This is a genomic window from Streptacidiphilus sp. P02-A3a (assembly GCF_014084105.1).
GTDB lineage: Bacteria > Actinomycetota > Actinomycetes > Streptomycetales > Streptomycetaceae > Streptacidiphilus.
Window position 1 is genome coordinate 7,294,679 of sequence record NZ_CP048289.1, and the last position, 26,216, is coordinate 7,320,894.

19 protein-coding genes and 1 riboswitch are annotated in these 26,216 nt (G+C 75.4%); of the genes, 9 read left to right on the top strand and 10 right to left on the bottom strand.

Annotated features, from left to right (window positions below; translation table 11 throughout):
* Positions 1-101: 101 nt before the first annotated feature.
* Positions 102-1,124 (top strand): Lrp/AsnC family transcriptional regulator, encoded by a 1,023-nt coding sequence (locus GXP74_RS30585; protein WP_182454479.1) that lies wholly within the window; start codon positions 102-104, stop codon positions 1,122-1,124.
* Here the strand turns inward: GXP74_RS30585 and GXP74_RS30590 are convergent.
* From GXP74_RS30590 to GXP74_RS30615, 6 genes are all read right to left on the bottom strand, one after another.
* On the bottom strand, positions 1,096-1,587 hold the full coding sequence (locus tag GXP74_RS30590; RefSeq protein ID WP_182454481.1) for a MarR family winged helix-turn-helix transcriptional regulator: 492 nt from the start codon (positions 1,585-1,587) through the stop codon (positions 1,096-1,098). The two genes, GXP74_RS30585 and GXP74_RS30590, sit on opposite strands and share 29 nt — an antisense overlap.
* A 78-nt stretch (positions 1,588-1,665) precedes the next feature.
* On the bottom strand, positions 1,666-2,322 hold the full coding sequence (locus GXP74_RS30595) for an NAD(P)-dependent oxidoreductase (RefSeq protein ID WP_182454482.1): 657 nt from the start codon (positions 2,320-2,322) through the stop codon (positions 1,666-1,668).
* A gap of 75 nt (positions 2,323-2,397) precedes the next feature.
* On the bottom strand, positions 2,398-3,543 hold the full coding sequence (locus GXP74_RS30600) for an amidohydrolase family protein (protein WP_182454484.1): 1,146 nt from the start codon (positions 3,541-3,543) through the stop codon (positions 2,398-2,400).
* Entirely contained in the window at positions 3,543-4,925 is a 1,383-nt protein-coding gene (locus GXP74_RS30605) for a glutamine synthetase family protein (protein WP_182454486.1), read from the bottom strand. The genes GXP74_RS30600 and GXP74_RS30605 overlap by 1 nt, the downstream gene beginning before the upstream one ends.
* A gap of 49 nt (positions 4,926-4,974) precedes the next feature.
* Positions 4,975-6,381: a hypothetical protein gene (locus GXP74_RS30610; RefSeq protein ID WP_225448314.1), complete on the bottom strand. Its 1,407-nt coding sequence runs from the start codon at positions 6,379-6,381 to the stop codon at positions 4,975-4,977.
* Positions 6,382-6,546: 165 nt separating this feature from the next.
* Positions 6,547-7,644 carry a S9 family peptidase gene (locus tag GXP74_RS30615; RefSeq protein WP_182454488.1) on the bottom strand — a complete coding sequence of 366 codons (1,098 nt, stop codon included), beginning with the start codon at positions 7,642-7,644 and terminating at the stop codon, positions 6,547-6,549.
* Positions 7,645-7,887: 243 nt separating this feature from the next.
* Between GXP74_RS30615 and GXP74_RS30620 the strand changes: the two genes are divergently transcribed.
* From GXP74_RS30620 to GXP74_RS30655, 8 genes are all read left to right on the top strand, one after another.
* Positions 7,888-9,303, top strand: coding sequence for an FAD-binding oxidoreductase (locus GXP74_RS30620; RefSeq protein ID WP_182454489.1), 1,416 nt, complete (start codon positions 7,888-7,890; stop codon positions 9,301-9,303).
* Between the two features lie 155 nt (positions 9,304-9,458).
* Positions 9,459-9,755 carry a hypothetical protein gene (locus GXP74_RS30625; RefSeq protein WP_182454491.1) on the top strand — a complete coding sequence of 99 codons (297 nt, stop codon included), beginning with the start codon at positions 9,459-9,461 and terminating at the stop codon, positions 9,753-9,755.
* 53 nt (positions 9,756-9,808) lie between these two features.
* Positions 9,809-9,997, top strand: a riboswitch (cobalamin riboswitch).
* An 89-nt stretch (positions 9,998-10,086) separates the two neighbouring features.
* On the top strand, positions 10,087-11,133 hold the full coding sequence (locus GXP74_RS30630) for a cobalamin biosynthesis protein (RefSeq protein WP_370468572.1): 1,047 nt from the start codon (positions 10,087-10,089) through the stop codon (positions 11,131-11,133).
* Entirely contained in the window at positions 11,130-12,626 is a 1,497-nt protein-coding gene (locus GXP74_RS30635) for a cobyric acid synthase (RefSeq protein ID WP_182454495.1), read from the top strand. Before GXP74_RS30630 ends, GXP74_RS30635 begins: the two co-directional genes overlap by 4 nt.
* Before the next feature lie 123 nt (positions 12,627-12,749).
* On the top strand, positions 12,750-16,382 hold the full coding sequence (cobN, locus tag GXP74_RS30640; RefSeq protein ID WP_225448704.1) for a cobaltochelatase subunit CobN: 3,633 nt from the start codon (positions 12,750-12,752) through the stop codon (positions 16,380-16,382).
* A gap of 43 nt (positions 16,383-16,425) precedes the next feature.
* On the top strand, positions 16,426-18,501 hold the full coding sequence (locus tag GXP74_RS30645; protein ID WP_182454498.1) for a putative cobaltochelatase: 2,076 nt from the start codon (positions 16,426-16,428) through the stop codon (positions 18,499-18,501).
* Positions 18,502-18,503: 2 nt separating this feature from the next.
* On the top strand, positions 18,504-19,100 hold the full coding sequence (cobO, locus tag GXP74_RS30650; protein ID WP_182454501.1) for a cob(I)yrinic acid a,c-diamide adenosyltransferase: 597 nt from the start codon (positions 18,504-18,506) through the stop codon (positions 19,098-19,100).
* A gap of 220 nt (positions 19,101-19,320) precedes the next feature.
* Positions 19,321-20,691, top strand: a complete 1,371-nt coding sequence (locus GXP74_RS30655) for a cobyrinate a,c-diamide synthase (protein ID WP_182454503.1) — start codon at positions 19,321-19,323, stop codon at positions 20,689-20,691.
* Positions 20,692-20,698: 7 nt separating this feature from the next.
* Here GXP74_RS30655 and GXP74_RS30660 read toward each other — a convergent pair whose 3' ends face one another.
* The 4 genes from GXP74_RS30660 to GXP74_RS30675 form a co-directional block, all read right to left on the bottom strand.
* Positions 20,699-21,727 carry a hypothetical protein gene (locus GXP74_RS30660; protein WP_182454504.1) on the bottom strand — a complete coding sequence of 343 codons (1,029 nt, stop codon included), beginning with the start codon at positions 21,725-21,727 and terminating at the stop codon, positions 20,699-20,701.
* Between the two features lie 245 nt (positions 21,728-21,972).
* A complete protein-coding gene (locus GXP74_RS30665) occupies positions 21,973-24,318 on the bottom strand; it encodes a LuxR C-terminal-related transcriptional regulator (protein ID WP_225448315.1) in 2,346 nt (781 codons plus the stop codon).
* 21 nt (positions 24,319-24,339) lie between these two features.
* Positions 24,340-25,215, bottom strand: a complete 876-nt coding sequence (locus GXP74_RS30670; protein WP_225448316.1) for a polysaccharide deacetylase family protein — start codon at positions 25,213-25,215, stop codon at positions 24,340-24,342.
* Positions 25,212-26,195 carry a glycosyltransferase family 2 protein gene (locus tag GXP74_RS30675; RefSeq protein ID WP_182454506.1) on the bottom strand — a complete coding sequence of 328 codons (984 nt, stop codon included), beginning with the start codon at positions 26,193-26,195 and terminating at the stop codon, positions 25,212-25,214. The genes GXP74_RS30670 and GXP74_RS30675 overlap by 4 nt, the downstream gene beginning before the upstream one ends.
* Positions 26,196-26,216: the final 21 nt, after the last annotated feature.

Genomic DNA, 26,216 nt, shown 5'->3' on the forward strand with positions numbered 1-26,216 from the left:
CTTAGCTCGGGCTTACCAACGCGATACTGCCGGTTCCGGGGCGGTCGGCCCCAGCCAGCCCGGAACATGTGGCGGTTTTCGACATCCCCTACCCTGGGTTGATGGGATCCGACAGCTTCGATGTGATCGACCGGCAGCTGGTACACGCCCTGCAACTGGACGCCAGGGCCCCGTTCAGCCGGATCGCGGCGGTGCTCGGCGTGTCCGACCAGACCGTCGCCCGGCGGTACTCCCGGCTGCGGACCGAGGGGCTGATCCGGGTCCTCGGGCTGTCCGACCCGGAGGTGCTGGGCGAGGAGCGCTGGCTGGTCCGGGTGCAGTGCACGCCGGACGCCAGTTCCACCATCGCCGGGGCGCTGGCCCGGCGCGAGGACACCAGCTGGGTCGGGCTGAACTCCGGCGGCACCGAGATCAGCTGCGTGATCCGGAACCTCACCGCGCAGGACGAGCACGCGCTGCTGCTGCGGACGCTGCCGCACACGCCCCGGGTGGTCGGGGTCACCGCCTACTGCGTGATGCACACCTTCTTCGGCGGCTCGATGAGCCTGGTCACCAAGTGGGAGGCACTGGACCCGGCCCAGGTCGCCGAGCTCCAGCTGCCGCCGCCCTCGGTGGTCCCGGAGGGGCCGGTGCGGCTGAGCGACGGGGACCAGCGGATGCTGGCGGCGCTGGCCCAGGACGGCCGGGCCGCGCTCAGCGAGCTGGCCGCCGCCACCGACTGGTCGCAGAGCACCGTCCGGCGGCGGATGGCGGAGCTCCACGACTGCGGCGCGCTCTACTTCGACCTGGACTTCGAGCGGCGGATCTTCGACCTGGAGGCCCGGGCGCTGCTCTGGCTCTCGGTCGCCCCGGCCGAACTCGACGCGACCGGACGGGCCCTGGCCGGGCACCCGGAGGTCGCCTACGCCTGCGCCACCACCGGGCCGACCAACCTGCACGCGGCAGTTCTCGCGCCGGACATGGCCTCCCTCTACGACTACCTGACCACCAGGATCGCCTCGCTGCCCGGCATCGGGCAGGTGGAGACGTCGCCGATCCTGCACCAGGTCAAGGGCGCCGGGCCGCTACAGCCGCGGCCCCGGCAGCCGCGGCGGGTCAGCCCAACGGCGGCAGCGCGTCGCTGACGTGGCCGCCGAGCTCGTCCAGGCCGGAGACCACGGCCGCCAGCCGCTCCGGCGCGAGTACCCCGAAGACGTGCCGGTCGAGCTGGTCGGCGTGCCGCTGGGCGGCCTCGACCAGCTTGGCCTCGCCGACCGGGGTCAGCGTCACCATCTGCACCCGCTTGTCGCCGCGCGAGCGCTCGCGGGCGACCAGCCCGGCCTCGACCATCCGGTCGACCAGCCGGGTCGCGCCGCCGCTGGTCAGCACCAGCCGTCGGGACAGCTCCCCCATCGGGACGCCCCCGGGCGTGGCACCGACCAGCAGCAGCACCTCGAACATGGGGTGGCTGAGGCCGCTGTCCCGCTCCATCGCGGTGCCCAGCAGCCGCTCCAGCAGGCTGGTGGTGGTCAGGATCACGCCGAACGCCTGGATCCGTTCGTCGGCCACCGCCTCGGCGGCGCTGCCGATCCGCTGACGTCCTGTCATCTCCGCTGACCCTCCGCCGCCGCGTACTGCCCCAGCCCTGCCCAGTACCGCTCCACACGTTAGCCCAGCGGCGACCGGTCAGCGGGCGACGGTGAAGCGGCGGCCGGTGAACCGCGGGGTCTCGATCTCGTCGACCAGCGCCGCCGCGTAGTCCTCGGTGGTGATGTAGCTGGCGCCCTCGGCGTCGGTGACCAGTTGCTCGGTGCCGGTGCGGTACCCGCCGGTGCGCTCGCCGGGCTCGATGGTGGCCGCCGGGCTGAGCACCGTCCAGCGGACGTCGGCGACGGTGTTGTAGTACTCCTGGGCGTCACCGTGGGCGTGCATGGTCCGCAGCAGCCAGTCGGGCAGGCCCGGGGCGTCCCAGACCCGGACGCCGGGGGCGGTCTCCAGGCTGCCCGCGCCGCCGACCGCGATCAGCCGGGGCGCGGCCCCGCCCAGCGTGCGCAGCCCCTCGACCAGGGCGCGGGCGGCCGGCTCGATCAGCGCGGCGTGGCCCTCGCCGTTGCCGCCGCCCCCGCCGACGGCGCTGACCAGGACGTCCTGGCCGGCCGCCACCCGGGCGACGTCCTCGGGGTCGAGCACGTCCCCGGCGACCACGGTGACGTCCGGGCTCGGCGGGGTGTAGCCGGCCGGGTTCCGGACCACGGCGGTGACCTGGTGGCCCCTGCTCAGGGCCTCGCTGACGACGCGTCGGCCGATGGTTCCGTTGGCTCCGATGACGGCGATGGTGGCCATGGGTGGCTGCCTCTCCTGGGTTCGCGCGCTGCGGCCAGCACGCTGCTGACGGGAAGAACCTCTGACTGGTCAGATTTATTTCGCGGTCGGGACCGGCGCCGCGGACGGCGGCAGCCGGTAGAGCCGCCGGGCGTTCCCGGAGGAGACCTGCCCCGCTATCCGCTCGGCGTCGGCGGCGGAGCAGGCACCCTCGGCGGTCCACTCGGCCAGCACCGAGCCCAGCGCCCGGCGGTAGGCCGCGGCGCCGGTCAGGTGGAGCTCGGGCAGGCCGAAGGCGTCCGTGGAGAACATGATCCGGCCGAACGGGGCCAGCTCCAGGAACTCGCCGAGCACCCGGGCCGCGCCCGCGCCGGTGTACGAGAGGGTCAGCCCGAGGTCGCAGTGGACGTGCGGGAACGCCTGGGCCAGCCAGGCCGCCTGGCGGTGGTACGGATAGCCGTGCAGCAGCACCAGCGGGACCCCGGTCGGCTCGACCGCCCGGACGAACGGGACCAGCAGCGAGGGATCGGCCCGGTGCAGCTCCAGGTCGGGGTCGCCGAAGCCGGTGTGCAGCTGGATCGGCAGCCCCAGCTCCACCGCCGTCCACAGCAGCCGCCGCAGCAGCACCGGGTGGGTCAGCCGGGGGTCCGGCGCGGCCAGCCACAGGGCGGCGGCGTTGGCGGTCTCGGCCGGGCCCGGCCGGGCCGGGTCGAGGTCCAGGCCGTAGCGGTAGGCGGCGACGGACTTCACCGCGACCGCGTCGGCGGCGGTGAGCGCCAGCGCGGCGGCGAAGTCGGCGGCGAACCCGCCCGCCGTGGTGCTGCCGTGCAGCCGCGCGGCCACGTGTTCCAGCCGGACCACCTCGCGCACCCGGACGCCGGACACCCGGGCGAAGCCGGGGAGGTCCAGCAGCGGCGCCCCGGCGGCCTCGGTGAGGCCGGTGTCCACCAGGCAGGTGTCGAGCCCGGCGGCGCGCAGCAGCGCGCCGGTGGCCGCCTCCGCGCCCAGCTCGCGGCGGCGGGCCAGGTAGGCGGCGGGCGGCGCGTGCGGCTCAAGACCGAGCGCCGGCGGGCACCAGCGGCGGACCGCCAGCCCGAGCGCGCTGTCCCAGGGGTCGGCGCCGGGCGGGCGCGGCCGGTCGGACTCGGTGAGCAGCGAGCCGAAGTCCCGGTCGGAGAGCTCGGCGGTGACCACGCTGTGGCAGTGGTGGTCCAGCAGCGGCGGCGCGGACCGCTCCGGCATCAGTAGCGCCAGCGGGTGGCGTCGATCACGGCGGCGGGCTCCAGTCCGTCGAAGGCCGCCGCCTCGGCCCGGCGGACCGCCGCGACGGTGTCGTGCAGCACCTCGCCCAGGGCCTCGCGCAGCACCGCCGACCGCTCGAAGGCGGCCAGCGCCTGCGGCAGGCCGGTCGGCAGCCGGGGGATCCCGGTGTCCGCCGCCGGGTCGCCGCGCACCTCGGGCGGGAGCTCCGCCCCGGCGTCGATCCCGGCCAGCCCGGCGGCGATCACCCCGCCCACCGCCAGGTACGGGTTGGCCGCCCCGTCGAAGCACTTGACCTCGGCGTTCGCGGTCTCCGGCCGCCCCGGCAGGCCGGGGATCAGCCGCAGCGCGGCCTCCCGGTTCTCCGGCCCCCAGCACTGGTGGGCCCCGGCCCAGTGCGAGGGGACCAGCCGCAGGTAGCTGGCGGGGCTGGGGGCGCCCAGCGCCAGCAGCGCCGGGAGCTGGTCCAGCACCCCGGCCAGGAAGGCCTCGCCCTCGGCGGTCAGCCCGTACGGTCCGCCGCCGCCGGTCATCAGGCTGACCGGCTCGGCGTCGGGCGGGCTGCGCCAGAGGCTGAGGTGCAGGTGGGCGCCGTTGCCGACGCCGCCGGGGGCGAAGGCCGGGGCGAACGAGGCGCGCAGGCCGTGGGCCGCCGAGACGGCCCGCACGGTGTGCCGGACCAGGACGGTGCTGTCGGCCGCGCCGACCGGGTCCTCGGCCGCCACCGACACCTCGAACTGGCCCGGGGCGTACTCCGGGTGGATCTGCTGCACCGTCAGCTCCTGCGCCTCCAGGGCGGTCAGCAGGTCCCGCAGGTAGTCGGACAGGTCGGTGAGCCGGTGCATCCCGTAGGCGGGCCCCTCGGTGGGGTAGCCGCCGTCCTCGCGCTGGACGATCCACTCGACCTCGTAGGCGGCCCGGACCGCCAGGCCGCGCCGAGCGGCCAGGGCGGCCATCCGGGCGGCGAACCGCCGCTGGCAGGCCGGGTGCGGGGCGCCGTCCTGCTGGTACCGGTCGGCCGGGGCCCAGGCCCAGCCGGGCTGGGCGGCCAGGGTGACCGCCCGGCCCAGGTCGGGGAAGAGCCGCAGGTCGCCGTCCGGGCCGCCGATCCAGCGGCCCGCCGTGATCGAGTCGTCGACCAGGAAGGCGTCGAAGACCGGGGACATGCCCACGCCCTGCTCGGCGGCCTCGGCCAGGCGGCTCAGCGGGACCCCCTTGACCCGGGCGATCCCGGCGTTGTCGACCCAGCCCAGGGCCAGGCCGACCGCGCCCTCCGCGCCCAGCCGGGCGGCGGTGACCCGGGGGTGCTCCGGCGGCGTCCGGGAGGGGCCCCCGGCGGCGGGCGGAACCGTTGGCTGGACCATCGGGGCTCGGGCCTCCTTCGGACGCGGTCGTGGGCCCGCCCGGCCCCGGCTAGCGGCCCCCGTCGTGGACGCTGAAGGCGCTGCGCCTGGCGGCGCGGGCCACGCCCGGGTCGGGGTGGGCGGAGGCAACGGCGGCCAGCACCTGCCCGGCGCGCGGATGGCCCACCCGGCGGGCGAGTGCGAACAGCCGCCCCGGATCGCCGTCCGCCGCGCCCTGGACATGGCGGACCAGCATCGCGGTGTCACCGTGTTCGAGCACGGCCGCGCCGGTGTCCACCCAGAGCCAGGCGGCGTCGTCCCGGCCGAGGACGTCGGAGGGCAGCACGCCCTCGTCGGTCTGCTCGGCGAGCCACAGCAGCGCGTACGGGCGCAGCAGCGGCTCGTCCACGCAGTCTCGCACGGCGGGCTCGGCGGGGTGCCCAGCGACGCGCAGCGCCTCGAAGGCCAGGCCGCGCAGCAGCGCGTCCTCGCCCCTGGCGACCGCCAGCAGGTCGGCCACCGCGCGGTCGGTCTGCCGGGCGGCGAGCCAGGCCCGGTACTCGGCCCGGGCCGGGCCCGGGGAGTAGCGGGCGCAGGCGGTGAGCAGTTCCAGCGCGGACTGCTCGATGTGACCGGCGGCGGTCTGGGCGACCATGCAGATCTCTTCGAGCTTGGCGCGGACCGCCCAGTGGCCGAGCGGGGTGAGCTCGGCGCAGCCGTCGGCGGCCTCCTCGCCGTCCGGGCCGACGCAGTCGGGGCGGCGGACCAGCGCGCCGACGGCGGCGAAGCCGTCGAGCATCCAGTCGAGCACCCCGGCCACCTCGGCCGGGCCCGGGGTCAGCGTCAGCGCCAGCGCGCTGTCGCCGCGTACCGCCGACACCGCCCAGGCGGCGTGCGGGACCGGCGCGCCCAGGGCCGGGTGCACGCCCCCGTGCCACTGCTCCTCCAGGCCGCGCCGGAGCAGCTCCCGCAGCTCGGCGAGCGGCACCGGATCGTCCACCAGGTGCAGGAAGGACAGGAGTTGCGGCGCGTGGTCGACGGCCAGGCCGGCCAGCGAGGTGAGCGCCCGGTCGGGGACCGGGACCAGCAGCGTCCAGGCGTCGAACAGCGCGGCCCAGCCGCGCAGCACCGCCTCGTCGTCGTGCTCCCAGGCGTGCAGCCGCCAGCCGGGGCCCGCTCCGCTGCCGCGCAGCTCGATCAGGCCGGTCAGGCGGGCGCGTTCCCAGGCTTCAGCGGCGGCGGGCACGGTCAGGGCGAGGGCGAGCCCGGCGGCGTGGGCGTCGGCCTCGTGGAGGTCTCCGCGCCGGTCGACGCTGGGGAGTTCCCCGGCCCAACGGGCGATCCGTACCGCGTCCGCCAGCAGCCTGCGGGCGAGCGGGGACAGTTGGGCGGGTCCTGGCAGCCCGGCCGGCGGCGTGCGTCGGGCTTGGGTGGAGGATCGGGGCGGGGCGCTGCTGCGTGGCTGCGTGGGAAGCACAGCCGTGGGCAGCCTGGTCACCTGAGCGGTGCCACCCACAGGTCGGGCATCACGGTCGCGCGAGTTCCGGGACGTCACGCCGTGCAGTCTTCCCCGTTGGCGGGGCAGTTGTCACATCCTCAGCTCCAGCGGCTTCCAACGTGTCCCGGAATGGTGACGGAAGGGTCACAGGAGGGGCGTGAGGAAACGGCGTACGGTGTCCTCGTAGCCGCTCGGATCGGAGTTCCACAGCGCCTCGTGCTCGGCTCCGGGAAACTCCCGGTACCAGACGAGGTCGTCCCGGAGGGCGGCCAGCCGACGCGCGGGCCCGACCGGGGCGACCGTGTCGTCCGGGCTGTGCATCAGCAGCACCGGGGCGCGCAGGTCGTCGCCGAGCGCCAGCCGGTCGATGTCCCCCGGGTCCACCCCGGAGCGGCCCTCGGCGGCGCGGGCGCCGAGGACGGCCAGGGCGTCCGGGACGCCGCGCCGGGCGGCCCGGCGGCGGGCGGTGTCGCGCCAGTCCAGCACCGGGGAGTCCAGCACGATCCCGCGCACGCTGTGCCGCCAGGCGGAGCGGTCGGCGGTCTGCAGCACCATGGTCGCGCCCAGGCCCCAGCCGTAGAGCAGGATCTGCCCGGCGCCGGAGTCCAGCGCCAGCCGCACGGCCGCGTCGACGTCGCGCCACTCGGTCTCGCCGAAGTGCCCGATGCCGTCGGCCGAGGGCGGCGCGTCCGGGTCGTTGCGGTAGCTGACGGCCAGCGCGGGCACCTTGAGCCGGTGCAGCACCGGCAGCAGCGGCAGCGTCTGCTGCCGGTCGGTGCCGGAGCCGTGCACCGCGACCACCCACAGGTCGCGGACGCCGGGCAGCTGCCAGGCCGGCATCGGGCCCAGCTCACCGGGCACGGCGACGGTGTCGAACCTCAGGCCCAGCGCGCTGCCGGGGTCGCCGGTGTACACCTGCGGGGTGATCCGCACGGCGGTCCCGGCGGCCGGTACCGGGCCCGACTCCAGGGCGCGGACCACGGTCTGCGGGCCGGTGCCGAGGACCTCACCGACCACCGCCCGGTTCCGCTCGCCCCACTCCAGCCCGTAGCGGCCCCGGCGCTGCGTCTCCCAGCCGCGGGTCAGCTCGACCCGGTCCAGTGCCGAGGCGTGCACCCGCAGGCCGCCCGCCTCGGCGTCGGCGTGCTTGGGCCGGACCGAGAACTCGGACACGGCCCGGCCGGCCGCCAGCGCGACCGCGCCCGCCGCGACGGCGGTGGCGCCGACCGCGGCTGCTGCCATTCCCCAACGCAATGTCACTCCCTGCGGTCGGTGGTGCCTCGTTCGTTGCCTCTCGGTACCGGTACTCCTGCCCGCCATCCCAGTCCCGACCCGCGCCGGGCGCCAGCGGGGCGCGTCCGTTCGGGCGGCACCGGCCGACGCTGTGTCGGCATTGCCGCCGCACGCCTGACACTGTGCGCGTTGCCGCCGGCCATGCCGGTGGATACGGTCCGACAAACCCCCGGCTCGGAAGCAGGTCCACTGATGGGCTCGTCCGCCACCGCCAACGGCGGTGTCTCGTTCTGGTACTCGTCGATCGGGATCCCGGAGCCGCGCTCGCCGCTCGACGGCTCGGCCGAGGCCGACGTCTGCGTGGTCGGCGGCGGCTACACCGGCCTGTGGACCGCGTACTACCTGAAGAAGGCTGATCCGAGCCTGCGGGTGACCGTGCTGGAGCAGCGCTTCTGCGGGTACGGCGCCTCCGGCCGCAACGGCGGCTGGCTCTACAACGGCTTCGCCGGGCGCGGGGTCTTCGCCCGGACCTACGGCAAGGCCGGGGCCGTCGCCATGCAGCGGGCGATGACCCGGGCGGTGGACGAGGTGGTCGAGGTCTGCGCGGCCGAGGGCATCGACGCGGACGTGGTCAAGGGCGGGGTCCTGGAAGTCGCCCACACCCCGGCCCAGCTGTCCCGGCTGCGCGAGTACGTCGCCGGGGAGCACGCCTACGGCGAGACCGACCAGCGGCTGCTCGGCGCGGCCGAGGCGGCGGCGCGGATCGGCGTGGCCGGGGTGCTCGGCGGCAGCTGGACCCCGCACGGCGCCCGGATCCAGCCCGCGAAGCTGGTCCAGGGGCTGGCCCGGGTGGTCCGGGCGATGGGCGTGACCGTGCACGAGGGCACCGCGGTCCGGGAGATCCTGCCCGCCGCCGACGGCCGCCCGGCCCGGGCGGTCACCGCGACCGGCACCGTCTCGGCGCGGTTCGTGCTGCGCGCGACCGAGGGCTTCACCTCGGCGCTGCGCGGGGAGCGGCGCTCCTGGCTGCCGATGAACTCGTCCATGATCGTGACCGACCCGCTGCCCGGGTCCTTCTGGGACTCGGTCGGCTGGGCGGGCCGGGAGACCCTGGGCGACATGGCACACGCGTACATGTACGCGCAGCGGACCGCCGACGACCGGATCGCGCTGGGCGGGCGCGGGGTGCCGTACCGCTTCGGCTCGCGCACCGACAACGACGGGCGGACCCCGCAGCAGACCATCGACCAGCTGCGGGAGATCCTGGTCCGGTTCTTCCCGGCGGCCGGGCGGACCGGGATCGCGCACGCCTGGTCCGGGGTGCTCGGGGTGCCCCGCGACTGGTGCTCCACGGTGGAGCTGGACCGGGCGTCCGGCCTGGGCTGGGCGGGCGGCTACGTCGGCAGCGGCGTGACCACCACCAACCTGGCCGCGCGGACCCTGCGCGACCTGGTGCTGCGGGAGCACGGCTCGCGCGGCGACACCGAGCTCACCGCGCTGCCGTGGGTCGGCCACCAGGTCCGCCGCTGGGAGCCGGAGCCGCTGCGCTGGATCGGCGTGCACGGCATGTACGCCGCGTACCACGCCGCCGACCGGCAGGAGCTCGCCGGGCGGGCCACCACCTCGCCGATCGCCCGGGTCGCGGACGTGATCTCCGGGCGGCACTGAGGCCCGGAGCCGGGCGGGCACCGGCGGCGGGCGGGCGGCGGCGACAGGCAGTGACCGGGCGTGGGCGCTCCGAGATGCGGAAACGCCGCTCGGAGCGGACGCTGGACTCCGGGGGAATCGACCGGACCGCAGCACTCGACGACCTTGGGGTGCCCATGTCTGTTCTTGCCTGGCTTCTCATCGCCCCACTGGGGCTGCTCGTCATCCTCGGTCTCGCCTGGTTCGAGGACCGCATGCTGCGCCCGCCGGCGAGCCCGGCGGAGCAGGTGCTGCAACGCCAGGCCGGAGCGGAGGTCGCGCCCCGGCGGCGCGCCCTGCCGCGGGCGAACGCGGTGGAGCAGGTCGCCGAGCAGGTCGCGCAGGGCACGGCGGAGCTGCTGAGCCTGGTCAGGCTCCAGCCCCGGCGCACCGCCGAGCAGCCGAAGGCGCGGGGGCGGGACAGCGCGGCCTGAGCGCCGCGCCGGTGTGAGAAGAGTCGCGAGGCCGCGTGTTGACGGTCGGTCCGGCGGCGTGGTGGGATCGGTGGGCCAAACGGAGGCATGGAGAGGAAGCCGGTGCGAATCCGGCGCGGTCCCGCCACTGTCACCGGGGAGCGCTCTCGAACGACGGCCACGGCAGTGGGTTCCACTGCGGGAAGGCCCGGGAGCGTGTCGATCCGGAAGCCAGGAGACTCTCGCCGCCGGTTCGTCGATCCAGGGCGCGGACCCTGAGTGAGGACATCCACGCCATGCGCGCTTCGCCCCAGCCCCCGCACGACGCCCCCGCCCTTCCGCAGCCGCCCCGCTGACCGCCGTGCGCAGCGCCCTCGCGCTGGGCGTCGCGGCCGGGTACGCCGCCGACGCCGCCTTCGGCGACCCCCGGCGCGGACACCCGGTGGCCGGGTTCGGCCGCGCCGCCACCGCTCTGGAGCAGCGGATCTGGCGGGACCACCGGGGCACCGGCGCGGTCTTCACCGCGCTCTGCGTCGGCACGGTCGCGGTCGGCGCGCTGGGCGCCGAGCGCGCGGTGCGCGGCAGCGGCGCGGGCCGGGCCCTGCTGGCGGGCGCGGCGACCTGGACGGTACTCGGCGGCGCGTCGCTGGTCCGCGAGGCGCGCACGGTCGGCCGGGCGCTGGAGGCCGGTGACCTGGCCGCCGCCCGGGAGCGGCTGCCGTACCTGTGCGGCCGCGACCCGCGCGAGCTGACGGAGCAGCAACTCGCCCGCGCGGTGGTCGAGTCGGTCGCCGAGAACACCGCCGACGCGGTGGTCAACGCGCTGGTCTGGGGCGCGCTGGCGGGTGTGCCCGGGCTGCTGGCGTTCCGCGCGGTGAACACCCTGGACGCCATGGTCGGCCACCGCTCGCCGCGCTGGCTGCGCTTCGGCTGGGCCTCGGCCCGGCTGGACGACGCCGCGGGCTGGCCCGGCGCCCGGGTGACCGCGCTGCTGACCGTGGCGGCGGCGGAGCCCGCGCGCCGGGCCGACGCCTGGCGGGTCTGGCGGCGCGACGCCGCCGCGCACCCGAGCCCCAACGCCGGACAGGCGGAGGCGGCCTTCGCGGGCGCGCTGGGGGTGCGCCTGGGCGGGACGCTGACGTACCCGCACAGCGCGGAGGGCGGCGACTCCGTCGGGGGTGGTCGGGCGGCGGGCGGCCGGACCGAGCACCGGGCGGTGCTGGGCGGCGAGGCGCGGCCGGTGGCGGTCGCGGACATCGAACGGGCGTGCGTGCTGTCGCGGCGGGTCGGCCGGCTGGCCGCGGGCGCGGCGGTCGCCGCCTCACTGCTGGGGGCTTCGGGCCTGCTCAGGTCATCCGGGTTGCCCGGGTTTCGATCGAACCGCAGGGGGCGGCGTTGAACGGGGCACTACTGGTCGCCGGGACCACCAGCGACGCGGGCAAGAGCGTGGTCACCGCCGGGATCTGCCGCTGGCTGGCCCGGCAGGGCGTCTCGGTGGCGCCGTTCAAGGCGCAGAACATGTCGCTGAACTCCTTCGTCACCGCCGACGGCGCGGAGATCGGCCGGGCCCAGGCGATGCAGGCCGCCGCCGCCGGGATCGAGCCGCAGGCGGCGATGAACCCGGTGCTGCTGAAACCGGGCTCGGACAGCCGCAGCCAGGTCGTGGTGCTCGGCCACCCGGTGGCCGAGGTCGGCGCGCTGGACTACCACGAGCGCAAGCCCGCGCTGCTGCGGATCGCCCTGGACTGCCTGGCCGACCTGCGCCGCCGGTACGACGTGGTGGTCTGCGAGGGGGCGGGCTCCCCCGCCGAGATCAACCTGCGCGACCGCGACCTGGCCAACATGGGCCTGGCGACGGCCGCCGCGCTGCCGGTGGTGGTGGTCGGCGACATCGACCGGGGCGGCGTGTTCGCGTCCATGTTCGGCACCCTGGCGCTGCTGTCCGCCGAGGACCAGGCGCACATCGGCGGCTGGATCGTGAACAAGTTCCGCGGCGACCAGCGGCTGTTGCAGCCGGGGCTGGACATGCTGCTGAAGCTGACCGGGCGGCCGACGCTGGGCGTGCTGCCGATGCTGTCCGGGCTCTGGCTGGACGCCGAGGACTCGCTGGACCTGGCCGGACTGGCCGACCGCGCCCCGTCCGAGGCCCCGCACGGGCGGGAGGTGCTGCGGGTGTCGGTGGTGCGGCTGCCCCGGCTGTCCAACTTCACCGACGTCGACGCGCTGGCGCAGGAGCCGGGCGTGCTGGTGCGCTGGGCCACCCGGCCGCAGGAGCTGGCCGACGCCGACCTGGTGGTGCTGCCCGGCAGCCGGGCCACCGTCGCCGACCTGGCCTGGCTGCGCGAGCGCGGCCTGGACACGGCGCTGGCCGAGCGGGCCGCGCTGGGGCTGCCGCTGCTCGGCGTCTGCGGCGGCTACCAGATGCTCGGGCGGACGCTGGTGGACGAGGTGGAGTCGCGGGCCGGGACCGTTCCGGGGCTCGGGCTGCTGCCGGTCCGGACCTGGTTCGCCCAGGAGAAGACCCTGGCCCGGCCGGTCGGCGAGGCCTACGGGGAGACCGTCGCCGGATACGAGATCCACCACGGGGTGGTCAGCGTGGAGGGCGGCGAGCCGTTCCTGGACGGCTGCCGGTCCGGCTCGGTCTGGGGCACCACCTGGCACGGCGCGCTGGAGAACGACGGCTTCCGCCGGGCCTTCCTGCGGGAGGCCGCCGCACTGGCCGGACGGGCGTTCAGCCCCGCGCCGGACACCTGCTTCGCCGCCGCCCGCGAGCAACGGCTCGACCGGCTGGGCGACCTGATCGCCGAGCACGCCGACACCGGGGCGCTGCTGCGGCTGATCGAGGGCGGCGTGCCGCGGGGACTGCCGTTCGTGCCGCCCGGCGCGCCGTGAGCGCCGCCGCCGCCTCTTCGTGAGTTCAGCGATTCATCTGTCATGACGACAAGGGAGTTCACCGTGGCCAGCCAGGCCGAGCAGGACCCGATCCAGCCACCGAGCGGCGCGACCGTCCTGCTGCTGTCCACCGCCGACACCGACCTGCTGGCGGCCCGCACCGCCGACGCGGGCTACCGCATCGGCAACCCGTCGCGGATCGACCCGGGCACCGAACTGCCCGAACTGCTGCGCGGCGCGGACGTGGTGGTGGTCCGGCTGCTCGGCGGGCGGCGCGCCTGGGAGGAGGGCCTCGCGGTGATCACCGCCTCCGGCCTGCCGACCGTGCTGCTCGGCGGCGAGGCGGTGCCGGACGCCGAGCTGATGGGCATGTCCTCGGTACCGGCCGGCGTGGTCGCCGAGGCGCTGACGTACCTGGTCGAGGGCGGACCGGCGAACCTCGGTGAGCTGGCCCGGTTCCTGTCCGACACCGTGCTGCTGACCGGCGAGGGCTTCGCCGCGCCGCAGCCGATGCCGCAGTACGGCGTCAGCGGCGAGCGCGACTGGGTCGAGGGGCGGCCGAGCGTCGCGGTGCTGTTCTACCGCGCGCACGAACTGTCCGGGAACACCCGGTTCGTGGAGACCCTGTGCGAGGCGGTGGAGGCGAAGGGCGGCAACGCGCTGCCGGTCTTCTGCGGCACGCTGCGCGGCGCCGACCCGGGTCTCTACCAACTGCTCGGCCGCTGCGACGCGGTGGTGGCCACGGTGCTGGCCTCGGGCGGCACGGTCGCCGCCGACGCCTCGGCCGGGGGCGACGAGGAGAGCTGGGACATGGGCGCGCTGGCGGAGCTGGACGTGCCGGTGCTCCAGGGCCTGTGCCTGACCTCCAGCCGCGCCGCCTGGGAGGCCTCGGACGCGGCGCTGACGCCGATGGACGCGGCCATGCAGGTCGCCATCCCGGAGTTCGACGGCCGGATCATCACCGTCCCGTTCTCCTTCAAGGAGCTGGGCACGGACGGCATCCCGGGCTATGTCGCCGACCCGGAGCGGGCCGCGCGGGTGGCCGGGATCGCGCTGCGGCACGCGGCGCTGCGGCACAAGCCCAACGCCGAGAAGAAGATCGCGGTGGTGTTCACCGCCTACCCGACCAAGCACTCCCGGGTCGGCAACGCCGTCGGCCTGGACACCCCGGCCTCGGCCGTGCGGCTGCTCGACTCGCTGCGCGAGGCCGGTTACGGGGTAAGTGGATACCCCTCCAGCGGTGACGAACTGATCCACCGTCTGATCGCGGCCGGGGGCCACGACGTGGAGTGGCTGACCGAGGAGCAGCTGCGGGCCGCCCCGGCGCGGGTGCCGCTGGCCGACTACCGGGGCTGGTTCGAGGCACTGGAACCGGAGTTGCGGGAGGGGGTGCGCCGCCACTGGGGCGAGGCCCCGGGCAGCCTGTACGTCGACGGCGACGAGATCGTGCTGGCGTCACTGGAGTTCGGCAACGTGGTGCTGATGATCCAGCCGCCGCGCGGCTTCGGCGAGAACCCGATCGCCATCTACCACGACCCCGACCTGCCGCCCTCGCACCACTACCTGTCGGCCTACCGCTGGCTGGAGCGGTCCTGGGGCGCGGACGCGATCATCCACCTGGGCAAGCACGGCACCATGGAGTGGCTGCCGGGCAAGGGCCTCGGCCTGTCGGCCGGGTGCGCGCCGGACGCGGTACTCGGCGAACTGCCGCTGGTCTACCCGTTCATCGTGAACGACCCGGGCGAGGGCACCCAGGCGAAGCGGCGCGGGCACGCCACGGTGGTGGACCACCTGGTGCCGCCGATGGCCCGCGCCGACACCTACGGCGACCTGGCCAAGCTGGAGCAACTGCTGGACGAGTACGCCCTGGTGAAGGATCTGGACCCGGCGAAGGCCCCGGCCGTGCGGGCGCAGATCTGGACCCTGGTGAAGGCCGCCGAGCTGCACCACGACCTGCATGTGGACGACCAGCCGGACGAGGACGCCTTCGACGAGTTCGTCATGCACATCGACGGCTACCTGTGCGAGATCAAGGACGTGCAGATCCGGGACGGGCTGCACATCCTCGGCGGCGGCCCGGTCGGCGAGGCGCGGGTGAACCTGGTGCTGGCGGTGCTGCGCTCGGCGCAGGTGTGGGGCGGCAAGGCGGACGCGCTGCCGGGTCTGCGGGCCTCGCTGGCGCGGGAGTTCGGCGTGGTGGAGAAGGAGCTGCTGGCCCGGCCCGGTGCCCCCGCTCAGGCAAGTGCCGAGCTTTTGAAGCTGGTTGAGGGACCGTCACGCACCGGCTCGGACGTGGTGGACCTGCTGGAGCAGCTGTGCCGCCGACTGGCCGAGGGCATGGAGGCGGCCGACTGGGCGCCGACCGCCGCCGGTCCGCTGGTGGTCGAGGTGATGGGACGTCATCTTCCGGACGCGGTAGCGGTGCTGGAGTTCGCGGCGCACGAGGTGGTGCCCCGGCTGGAGCGGACCACGGACGAGCTGACGCACGTGCTGCGCGCGCTGCGCGGCGGCTACGTCCCGGCCGGTCCCTCCGGATCGCCGACCCGCGGCCTGGTCAACGTGCTGCCGACCGGGCGCAACTTCTACTCGGTGGACCCGAAGGCCATCCCCTCCCGGCTGTCCTGGGAGGTCGGCCAGGCCCTGGCCGACTCGCTGGTCGAGCGGTACCTGACCGACAACGGCGAGTACCCGCGCTCGGTGGGCCTGACCGTGTGGGGCACCTCCTGCATGCGCACCCAGGGCGACGACATCGCCGAGATCCTGGCGCTGCTCGGCTGCCGCCCGCTCTGGGACGACGCCTCGCGCCGGGTGACCGGCTTCGAGGTCGTCCCGGCGGCCGAACTCGGGCGCCCGCGCATTGATGTGACGGTCCGTATCTCCGGCTTCTTCCGGGACGCCTTCCCGCACGTGGTCGGGCTGCTGGACGACGCGGTGCGGGCGGTGGCCGAGCTGGACGAGCCGGACCACGTCAACTACGTGCGCGCGCACGTCGAGCAGGACACCGCCGAGCACGGCGACCGGCGCCGGGCCACCGCGCGGATCTTCGGCTCCAAGCCGGGCGCCTACGGCGCGGGGCTGCTGCCGCTGATCGATGCCCGCAACTGGCGTTCCGACGCGGACCTGGCCGAGGTGTACGCGGTCTGGGGCGGCTACGCCTACGGTCGGGGCCTGGACGGCCGGAACGCGCGCGGGGACATGGAGCAGGCGTTCCGGCGGATCTCGGTGGCCGCGAAGAACGTGGACACGCGCGAGCACGATCTGGTGGACGCCGACGACTACTTCCAGTACCACGGCGGCATGGTGGCCATGGTCCGGCACCTGACCGGGACGTCGCCCGAGGCGTACGTGGGCGACAGCGCCACGCCGGACCAGGTGCGCACCCGCACCCTGGGCGAGGAGACGCACCGGGTGTTCCGGGCCCGAGTGGTCAACCCGCGCTGGATGGCGGCGATGCGGCGGCACGGCTACAAGGGCGCGTTCGAGATGGCCGCGACCGTCGACTACCTGTTCGGCTACGACGCCACGGCCGGGGTCGTCGACGACTGGATGTACGAGAAGCTGGCCACCGAGTACGTCTTCGACGCGGAGAACCAGGAGTTCATGCGCCAGTCCAACCCCTGGGCGCTGCGCGGCATCACCGAACGCCTGCTGGAGGCCGCCGACCGGCAGCTGTGGGCGGAGCCGGACCAGGACACCCTGGACCGGCTCCGCGAGGTCTACCTGGAGCTCGAAGGCGATCTGGAGGGCGGGGAATGACGCGCGTCACGTCCGTACCCAATGTTCGAGGAGGCGCACCCGCATGAGTTCCCGCTATCCCTTCACCGCGATCGTCGGCATGGAGGACCTGCGGCTCGCGCTGCTGCTGAACGCCGTGAGCCCGGCGGTCGGCGGGGTGCTGGTCCGGGGTGAGAAGGGCACCGCCAAGTCGACGGCGGTGCGCGCGCTGGCCGGGCTGCTGCCGCCGCTGGCGGCCGTCCAGGGCTGCCGCTTCGGCTGCGACCCGGCCGCGCCCGACCCGCAGTGCCCGGACGGGCCGCACGGCCCGGACGCGCCCGCCGCCGAGCGGCCGACCCGGCTGGTGGAGCTGCCGGTCGGGGTCTCCGAGGACCGGATCGTCGGCTCGCTGGACCTGGAACGCGCCCTGGCCGAGGGCGTGAAGGCGTACGAGCCGGGGCTGCTGGCGGCGGCGCACCGGGGCGTGCTCTACATCGACGAGGTGAACCTGCTCGGCGACCACCTGGTCGACCTGCTGCTGGACGCCGCCGCGATGGGCCGCTCCTACGTCGAGCGCGAGGGCGTCTCGGTCCGCCACGCGGCCCGGTTCCTGCTGGTCGGGACGATGAACCCGGAGGAGGGGGAGCTGCGTCCGCAGCTGCTGGACCGGTTCGGGCTGACCGTGGAGATCGCCGCGACCCGCGACCCCGAGCTGCGCGCCGAGGTGGTCCGGCGGCGGCTGGCGTACGACGCCGACCCGGAGGGCTTCGCCGCGCGCTGGACCGAGGAGGAGCGCGACCTGGCCGAACGCATCGTCGCCGCGCAGGAGTTGCTGCCACGGGTGCGCCTCGGCGACGGGGCGCTGCGGCAGATCACGGCCACCTGCGCGGCGTTCGAGGTGGACGGGCTGCGCGCGGACATCGTGATGGCGCGGACGGCGGTGGCGCTGGCGGCCTGGGCGGGCCGGACCACGGTGCTCGCCGAGGACGTCCGCACCGCGGCGAAGCTGGCGCTGCCGCACCGGCGCCGCCGGAACCCGTTCGACGCACCGGGGTTGGACGAGGACACACTGGAGCAGGCGCTACAGCAGTCGGCCGGGGAGGACCCGGACGGCTCGGACCAGCCGGACGGCCCCGACGGCCCTGACGGCCCTGACGGTCCTGAGGACGACGGACCCGGTGGCGGCGGCGGGGGCGGCGGGCAGGACGCGCCCTCGGACGGTCCCGCCGCGGCGGACGGTCCCGCCGCGCCGGAGCAGCCCGCCGGGGAGCGGCCCGCGCCGGAGCAGCAGCAGTCCCGGTCCGGGGAGTCGGCGCCGGCCCCGGCGGCGGCGGCCGCCCCGCCCTACCGGACCCGGCTGTACCAGGTGCCCGGCACCGGCGAGGGCGCCCCCGGGCGCCGCTCGCGGGCGCGGACCGACACGGGCGGCCACACCGTCCGGGCCGCCCGCCCCAGCGGCGCGCTGCAACGGCTGCACCTGGCCGCCACGATCACCGCCGCCGCCCCGCACCAGCTGGCGCGCGGGCGCGACGGGCGGGCGCTGAAGCTGCGCCGGGACGACTTCCGGCAGCAGGTCAGGGAGGGCCGCGAGGCCAACCTGGTGCTGTTCGTGGTGGACGCCTCGGGCTCGATGGCGGCGCGGCAGCGGATGTCCGCCGTCAAGGGCGCGGTGCTGTCGCTGCTGATGGACGCCTACCAGCGGCGGGACAAAGTCGGCATGATCACCTTCCGGGGCTCGGAGGCGGTGCTGGCGCTGCCGCCGACCTCCTCGGTGGAGGTCGGCGCGGCCCGGCTCGAACAGCTGCCGACGGGTGGGCGGACGCCGCTGGCGGCGGGCCTGCTGCGGGCCCACGAGACGCTGCGGCTGGAGCGGCTGCGCGACCCGCGCCGCCGGGCGCTGCTGGTGGTGGTCACCGACGGCCGGGCCACCGGCCGCGCGGGCGGCGGCGCGGCCCCGCTGGTGGAGGCGCGGCGGGCGGCGCGGCTGCTGGCCGCGCAGGGCACCGCCGCGATCGTGGTGGACTGCGAGCACGGCCCGGTGCGGCTCGGCCTGGCGGCCGAGCTGGCCGGGCACCTGGCGGGTACCGCCGTCCGCCTGGACGAGCTGGCCGCCGACAGCATGACCGACCTGGTTCGATCGATCCGAAAGGAGGCGGCGTAACCATGCCGCAGGGACAGCCGAGCACCGTTCCCGACGACGGACTGACGACCCGTCAACGACGAAGCCTGCCCGTGCTCGCGGTCCACACCGGACCGGGCAAGGGCAAGTCCACGGCCGCCTTCGGGCTGGCGTTGCGGGCCTGGAACCAGGGGTGGCCGATCGGGGTGTTCCAGTTCGTCAAGTCGGCGAAGTGGAAGGTCGGCGAGGAGCACGCGCTGCGGGTGCTGGGGGCCAGCGGCGAGGGCGGGAGTGTGGCCTGGCACAAGATGGGCGAGGGCTGGTCCTGGGTGCAGCGCACCATCGCCGACAGCGAGGAGGCCGCCCGCGAGGGCTGGGCGCAGGTCCAGCGGGACCTGGCGGCCGAGACCTACCGGCTGTACGTGCTGGACGAGTTCACCTATCCGTTGCACTGGGGCTGGATCGACACCGAGGAGGTGCTGAGCGTGCTCCGGGACCGCCCGGGCAGCCAGCACGTGGTGATCACCGGCCGCAACGCGCCGCAGCCGCTGCTGGACGCGGCGGACCTCGTGACCGAGATGACCAAGGTCAAGCACCCGATGGACGCCGGGCGGAAGGGCCAGCCGGGGATCGAGTGGTGACGGATAATCAGCGAATGTAGTCGAGCAGTTCCTCGGTGTTGAGCGTGATGCCGAGCGGTTTCGGGATCGGGAGCGCGGTACCGAAGGCCGCCAGCCGCCGGTCGGTCGTGCACTGCGGTCACCGCCTGCCTCCTTCGTCCGGGACCCCACGCCGAACACTCAGCGCAGTCGGACGATTACCTGTTCTTCGAGCAGTATCAGCCTACGAAAGGATGGCCGAATGGACATTCCCCGTGTCGTCATCGCCGCACCCGCGTCCGGCAGCGGAAAGACGACCGTGGCCACCGGGCTGATGGCCGCGCTGAGCGCGCGCGGGCTCGCGGTGTCGCCGCACAAGGTAGGGCCCGACTACATCGATCCGGGCTACCACGCGCTGGCCGCCGGGCGTCCCGGGCGGAACCTGGACGCCTTCCTGTCGGGTCCGGAGCGGCTGGCGCCGCTGCTGCTGCACGGCGCGGCGGGGGCGGACGTGGCGGTGGTCGAGGGGGTGATGGGGATGTTCGACGGGGCGGCCGGGCGCGGCGAGTTCGCCTCGACCGCGCACGTCGCCAAGGTGCTGCGGGCGCCGGTGGTGCTGGTGGTGGACGCCTCCTCGCAGAGCCGGTCGGTGGCGGCGCTGGTGCACGGTTTCGCCTCCTGGGATCCGCAGGTGCGGCTCGGCGGGGTGATCCTGAACCGGGTGGCCTCGGACCGGCACGAGCAACTGCTGCGGGAGGCGTTGGAGGAGGGCGGCGGGGTTCCGGTGCTGGGCGCGCTGCGGCGGCGCCCCGAGGTGGCCACCCCCAGCCGCCACCTGGGCCTGGTCCCGGCGGCGGAGCGGGACGCCGAGGCGCTGCGGGCGGTCCGGGACATGGGCGAACTGGTGCGCGCGGGCGTCGATCTGGACGCGCTGCTGGCGCTGGCCCGGTCCGCTCCCCCGCTGTCCGAGCCGCCGTGGAGCGCGGCGACGGAGATCGCCGGGCGGGGCGGTCCGGCGGCCGGACGGCCGGTGGTGGCGCTGGCCTCGGGCGCGGCCTTCTCCTTCTCCTACGCCGAGAACGCCGAACTGCTGGCGGCGGCGGGCGCGGAGGTCGCGCCGTTCGACCCGCTGCGGGACCGGGCGCTGCCGCCGGGGACGGCCGGACTGGTGATCGGCGGCGGCTTCCCCGAGGTGTACGCGGAGCAGCTGTCGGCCAACGCGCCGCTGCGGGCACAGGTGGCGGCGCTGGCGGCGTCCGGCGCGCCGCTGGCCGCCGAGTGCGCCGGGCTGCTGTACCTGGGCCGCTCGCTGGACGGGCTGCCGATGTGCGGGGTGCTGGAGGTGGACGCGCGGATGACCGAGCGGCTGACGCTGGGCTACCGGGAGGCGGTGGCGCTGTCCGACAGCCCGCTGGCGGTGAGCGGTACCCGGGTGCACGGGCACGAGTTCCACCGCACCGTCTGCGAGCCCGCCGCCGGGGCCGCCGCGGCCTGGGGCTGGCGGGCGGCGGACGGACCCCGTCTGGAGGGGTTCACCGGCCCCTCGGTGCACGCCTCCTACCTGCACCTGCACTGGAGCGGCGCGCCGGAGCTGCCGCTGCGGCTGGTCCGGCAGGCCGCCCGGCAGCATTGACGGATCGTCAGGCCTGCTGCACGCGCAGCCACTCACGCCCGTAGGCGCGCAGCACCGCCGGGATCCGGCAGCGTCCGAAGCCCGCGTGGTCGGGCACCAGCACCGAGCCGCGCAGCAGTCCGTGCCAGGCGGCGTCCAGTACCGGTCCGGGCAGGGCCGGGTCGGCGCAGCAGCCGTGGGCCTCGGCCAGGTCGAAGCCGGAGGGCAGCGCGGACAGCCGGGCCCAGAGCAGCATCTCCGGTGCGCCGCACAGCTCGTGGCTCCACTGGGCGGCGGCGTGCAGGCTCCTGTGCCGGTACGGCCGACCGGGGCCGTCCAGGGCGGTGCCGGACAGCGCCAGCAGTCCGGACGGCCGGGCGACCTCCGCCGTCAGCCGGTGTGGCGGGACCTCGCGCAGCCGCAGCGCGGCCAGTTCGATCGCCAGCGGGTTGTGGTCGAGCAGGTGGCACAGGGCGAGGGCGTTCCGCCGCGCGGCCCGGTCCGGTTCCAGCGGGACGCCGTGGCGGTGGGCGCGCTCGGTGAGCAGTTCCAGTGCCGGGTCCTCGGCCAGCGGCGCCAGCGCCAGCACGTACTCGCCGTCCAGGCCCAGCGCCCGGCGGCCGACCGCGAGCACGGTCAACTCCGGGCAGGCGCCGAGCAGGTACTCGATCGCGGGCGCGCCCTGGCCCTCGGCGCGTTCGCAGCCGTCGAGCAGCAGCAGCGTCGGCTGCCCGGCCAACCCGTGTGCCAGGGCCGCGAGTTCGGACAGGTCGGGGCGGTCGGGCAGGTCCAGCGCGCGGGAGAGGGTGCAGCAGAGCAGTTCCGGGGCGAGCAGCCCGCTGAGGTCGGCGGTCAGCAGCAGCCCGTCCGGGCCGAGCCCGGCGGCGCCGGAGGCGGCCGCGGCGGCGGCCAGCCGGGACTTGCCGATCCCGGCCGAGCCGGTCAGGGTGACCAGTCGCCGCTCGGCCGACTCGGCGCACAGGACCGCCAGTTCGCGTTCGCGCCCGAGCAGCCCTGGGTCGGTTCCGGGGGCGGGGATACGGGGTGCGCGGGGCATGGCGGCGTCCGTCTCGTGTGGTCTGGGCGGGTACGGGTGGGGGCCGCGTCGCGGCACCCTTCTCCTCGGGAACCGGGGGAGCCCCTCAAGGGGTGTCGGAGTGCCGCGACGCGGACGCCGCTCACGGGCCGGACCCGGAGTGGTGGCGCGCTCACAGCCTTCCGCCCGGGCCGACCGCCGCGCATCGGTATCCGGCGATGATCGGTATACCTATCTCCGCCCCGGGTGGCGTACGTATGCCGGGTCTACGCCCGGCCGTCGAGCAGCGGGGTGATCTCCGCGCGCGAGGAGACGCCGAGCTTGGCCAGGATGTGCTCGACGTGGGCGTCGGCGGTGCGCTTGGAGATCACCAGCCGTTCGGCCACCTCGCGGTTGGACAGGCCGGCGGCGACGAGCGCGGCGACCTCGCGTTCGCGGCGGGTCAGCGGGCCCGGTCCGGGCTCGGGCGGCGGCGCGGCCTGCCGGGGCAGGTCGGCGGGGGTGTCCGCGTCGGCGAGCGCGAGTTCCACCAGTTGGCTCAGCGGCAGCCGCCGTCCGAGCCCGGCGGCCTGCTCGTAGCGTTCGGCGCCGAGTTCGGCGCGGGCCAGGCGCTCCGACTCGATGCGGTGGCGGAGCATCGACTCGACGCCGCTGAGCGGGCGTCCGGACCGCTTCCACTGCTCCTCGGCCGCGCCGAGCAGCCAGGCGCCGCGCTCCGGGCGCCGCTGGGCGACCGCGCTCCAGGCGAGCAGTTCCAGGCTGTACGCGATGCCGACGGCGTCCTCCAGGTCGCCCTTGACGCACAGCGCCTCGCGGGCGGTGCGGGCGCACTCCTCCTGCTCGCCGCGCAGCCACAGCGCCATGCCCCGGAAGACCAGCAGGAAGCCCCGGATCCAGCGCTCCCCCGGGGCGTCCGCGATGTCGGCCAGGGCCTGGGCGGAGAGCCGCGCGGCCCGGTCCGGGCGGTCCCGCAGGATCATGCCGACGGTCTCCAGGTTGGACAGCACGGCCAGCGCGAACCGGTCGCCGGTGGGCTGGAGCAGCTCCCTGGCCCGCTGGAAGCAGCGTTCGGAGGTCTCCCAGTCGTCGCCGGAGACCGCGTGCAGGCCGCGGTACTGCTCGACATGGCCGAGGAGCACCGGGTCGCCGAGGTCCGAGGCGATGGCGTACGCCTCGGCCAGGCACTGGCCGACCTCGTCGTACTGGCCCATCAGCAGGTCGAAGTGGCCGACCGCGGTGAGCGCCCGGGCCCGGTCGGGTCCGGCTTCCGGCGCGCCCGCCAGCGCCCGCAGCAGCCAGTGCCTTCCCTCGGCCAACTGCCCTGCGCAGGCCCAGTAGCCGCACAGGTCGACGGTCAACGACAGGGCGGCCCGGGCGCGTTCGGGCCGGTCCAGGGCGTGGTCGAGGGCGGCGCGGAGGTTGGCCTGCTCACCGGCCAGCGCGCGGAACCGGGCCAGCTGCTCGGAGCTGAGGAAGACCGCCGCGAAGCCGGAGGCCAGCTCCCGGTAGCAGTCGAAGTGCCGGGCCCGCAGCTGCTCCTCCTCGCCGAGGGTGGCCAGCCATTCGGCGCCGTACTCGCGGATGGTGTCGAGCAGGCGGTAGCGGGTTCCTGACGGGTCGTCGACTCGGAGCACCACCGACTTGTCGACCAGGCCGATCAGCTGCTCCAGCACGTCGTCCGGGCCGAGTTCGCCGCCGGAGCAGACCGCCTCGACCGCGAGCAGGTCGAAGCTGCCCGCGAACACCGAGAGCCGGGCCCACAGCAGCCGCTCCTGCGGCGAGCACAGTTCGTGGCTCCAGCCGATGGTGGTGCGCAGGGTCTGGTGCCTCGGCAGGGCGGTCCGGCGGCCGCCGGTGAGCAGCCGGAAGCGGTCCTCCAGGCGCAGCGCCAGCTGGTCCAGCGGGATCGCCCGCAGCCGTACCGTGGCCAGTTCGATCGCCAGCGGGATGCCGTCCAGGCGGCGGCAGAGGGCCAGTACGTCGGCGGTGTTGGCCTCGGTGAGGGTGAAGCCGGGGACGACCGCGGCGGCGCGCTGGGCGAACAGCGCGACCGCGCCGTTGGCGTCCTCGGCGCCGGTCTCCACCGGCAGCGGCGGGATGACCAGGGTGTGCTCGCCGGGGACGTCCAGCGGCTGGCGGCTGGTGGCCAGGATGCTGGTGCCGGGCGAGTCCCTCAGCAGCAGGTCGGTCAGCATCGCGCAGGCGTCGACCAGGTGTTCGCAGGTGTCAAGTACCAGCAGCGTGGCGCGCCCGGACAGGTACTCGGTGAGCAGGTCGAGCGCGGGGCGGGCGGTCTGCTCGCTGAGCCCGAGCGCGGCGCAGACGGTGCGCGGCAGCAGTTCCGGGTCGGCCAGCGCGGACAGCTCCACCAGGTAGACGCCGTCCGGGTAGTGCTCGCGCAGCGCGGAAACCGCCCGCAGCGCGACCCGGGTCTTGCCGACCCCGCCGGGACCGGTCAGGGTCACCATCCGGGAGAGGCCCAGCATCCGCTGCACGGACGCCAGTTCGACACTGCGGCCGATGAAGCCGGTCACCTCCGCGGGCAGTTCGCCGCCGCGCCTCCCCGGCACCCCGAAGGTCATCCTCGCCTCACCCGGATCTCCGACCGACACGGACCCAGGGTACGCGGAACGCTACCCGCCGTGATGCGGTTGACTGATCTCGGTGCCGGAAGGCGTGTCGGCGGCGGTGGTCCGGACCAGCATCCGGCGACCGCGCCGGGCCACCGCGTAGCCCCGGGTGAGCAGCCGGTCCCTGCCGTACAGCCGGGCCAGCGAGTGGCCCTGGACCAGCGCGCAGAAGTCCTCCAGGCCGGTGCCGCGGCGCACGGTGAGCCGGGACAGGGCGTAGGGGCCCTGCCGGGGTTCGGCCATGGCGTTGGCCACCGCGCAGGCCCCGGCGTAGCCGCGGCCGCGCACCGCCCGGCGGACCCTGGCGTCGGAGTAGCCGAAGGGGTAGCCGAAGGTCTCCAGCGGGCGCTGCAACCGCTGCTCCAGCAAATATTGATTGAGCGTCAGTTCGTGTGCCAGCAGCGCCGGGGGCAACTGGTCGAGTTGCGGATGGCTGTGGCTGTGCCCGCCGATCTCGACTCCCTCGGCGGCGGCCTCGGCCAGCTGGCCCCAGCTCAGCGACTCCCCCAGCGGCAGGCCCGCGCTCCAGGACCCGGCGTCGGCGAGCCAGCCGGTGGTGACGTAGAGGCTGGCGGTGGCCCGGTGCTCGGCCAGCAGCGGCAGCACCGTCCGGTGGAAGTCCGCGTAGCCGTCGTCGAAGGTCAGTACGACCGGCCGGTCCGGCAGCCGGGGCGCCTCCAGTCCGAGCGCCTGCCGGCGCCAGTGCCGGACCAGGGTGGCCATGGTGACCGCGGTGAAGCCCATGTCGTACAGCACCGCGAGCTGCGCGGCGAAGTCGTCCGGGTGCACCGAGAGCGCCCTGGTCCGCGGGGCGGGGTCGGCGTGCACCGAGTGGTACATCAGCACCGGCACCCGGTCGTTCATCTGACTTGACGTCATCTATGGTTCCCTCGGTCACTGTTGGCACGTAGTTGCCACGATCCCAGGACGTATCCGACGGCAGTGATCAGCCCGCCGGAGGTGATGGCGGCGGCCCGGGCCAGCCCTGCGACATCGCCGCGCAGGGTCTCCGCCAGGCCGCGCAGGATGCCCGCCGGGAGCGTCCTGGAGGCGTAGTAGCGCTCGCTGGACAGGCCGTCGCCGGCCCCGACCCGGCCCGCCACCTGGGCCTTGGACAACCCCTCGGCCCAGCAGCGGGTGCGGAAGTAGCCGAAGCGCTGGCGCTCGATCGGGACCCGGTGGTGGATCACCGAGCGGTCGTCGAAGAGGAACACCGAACCGGGGCGCTCCTGGTGGATCCGGATGCACAGCTCGGTCTCCTCGCCGCCCAGCGGGCGCACCGGCCTGCCGTCGCCGCCCGCGTCGGCGCCCCGGCCGATCCCGGCGCTGAAGCCGCCGACCGACTCGAAGACGCCGCGCCGGAACGAGGCGTTGCCACCGAGCACGTTGCGGACCCGGGCCCGGCCGGTGGGCATGCCCCGGTAGGTGGCGCCGTGCACCCAGTCGAACTCCTGCGGGTACCAGCCGGGTCGGCGCCCGGAGTCCCAGACCGGCAGGGTCAGCCCGCCGACGCCCATCACCTCCGGATCGGCGAAGCCGTCGGCGAACCAGCGCAGCCAGTCCCGCTCGGCGACCGCGTCGTCGTCCAGGAACGCCACGATCCCGCCGCGGGCGGCGGCGACCCCGGTGTTCCGGCCGCCGGACAGGCCCCGGGCATGGCTGTTGGCGATCACCTGGACCGGTTCGGTGCCCACCAGCCGGGCCCGCAGCCGGGTCAGCAGCCGCGGGTTGTGGTCGACCACGACCAGCACCTCCAGCGGCGGCAGGCTCTGCTTCAGGGCGGAGTCCACCGCCGCCAGCAGGTCGTCCCACCGGTCCTCGGTGTACCCGCAGATGATCACTGACACGTCGTCCGGCATCCCAGCCCCCCAGTACCGTCC

Excerpts from the sequence above, each read along its gene's own strand:
- GXP74_RS30585 (WP_182454479.1), top strand. The coding sequence starts at position 102 with ATGGGATCCGACAGCTTCGATGTGATCGACCGGCAGCTGGTACACGCC.
- GXP74_RS30590 (WP_182454481.1), bottom strand. The coding sequence starts at position 1,587 with ATGACAGGACGTCAGCGGATCGGCAGCGCCGCCGAGGCGGTGGCCGAC.
- GXP74_RS30595 (WP_182454482.1), bottom strand. The coding sequence starts at position 2,322 with ATGGCCACCATCGCCGTCATCGGAGCCAACGGAACCATCGGCCGACGC.
- GXP74_RS30600 (WP_182454484.1), bottom strand. The coding sequence starts at position 3,543 with ATGCCGGAGCGGTCCGCGCCGCCGCTGCTGGACCACCACTGCCACAGC.
- GXP74_RS30605 (WP_182454486.1), bottom strand. The coding sequence starts at position 4,925 with ATGGTCCAGCCAACGGTTCCGCCCGCCGCCGGGGGCCCCTCCCGGACG.
- GXP74_RS30615 (WP_182454488.1), bottom strand. The coding sequence starts at position 7,644 with ATGGCAGCAGCCGCGGTCGGCGCCACCGCCGTCGCGGCGGGCGCGGTC.
- GXP74_RS30620 (WP_182454489.1), top strand. The coding sequence starts at position 7,888 with ATGGGCTCGTCCGCCACCGCCAACGGCGGTGTCTCGTTCTGGTACTCG.
- GXP74_RS30625 (WP_182454491.1), top strand. The coding sequence starts at position 9,459 with ATGTCTGTTCTTGCCTGGCTTCTCATCGCCCCACTGGGGCTGCTCGTC.
- GXP74_RS30645 (WP_182454498.1), top strand. The coding sequence starts at position 16,426 with ATGAGTTCCCGCTATCCCTTCACCGCGATCGTCGGCATGGAGGACCTG.
- cobO (WP_182454501.1), top strand. The coding sequence starts at position 18,504 with ATGCCGCAGGGACAGCCGAGCACCGTTCCCGACGACGGACTGACGACC.
- GXP74_RS30655 (WP_182454503.1), top strand. The coding sequence starts at position 19,321 with ATGGACATTCCCCGTGTCGTCATCGCCGCACCCGCGTCCGGCAGCGGA.
- GXP74_RS30660 (WP_182454504.1), bottom strand. The coding sequence starts at position 21,727 with ATGCCCCGCGCACCCCGTATCCCCGCCCCCGGAACCGACCCAGGGCTG.
- GXP74_RS30670 (WP_225448316.1), bottom strand. The coding sequence starts at position 25,215 with ATGACGTCAAGTCAGATGAACGACCGGGTGCCGGTGCTGATGTACCAC.
- GXP74_RS30675 (WP_182454506.1), bottom strand. The coding sequence starts at position 26,195 with ATGCCGGACGACGTGTCAGTGATCATCTGCGGGTACACCGAGGACCGG.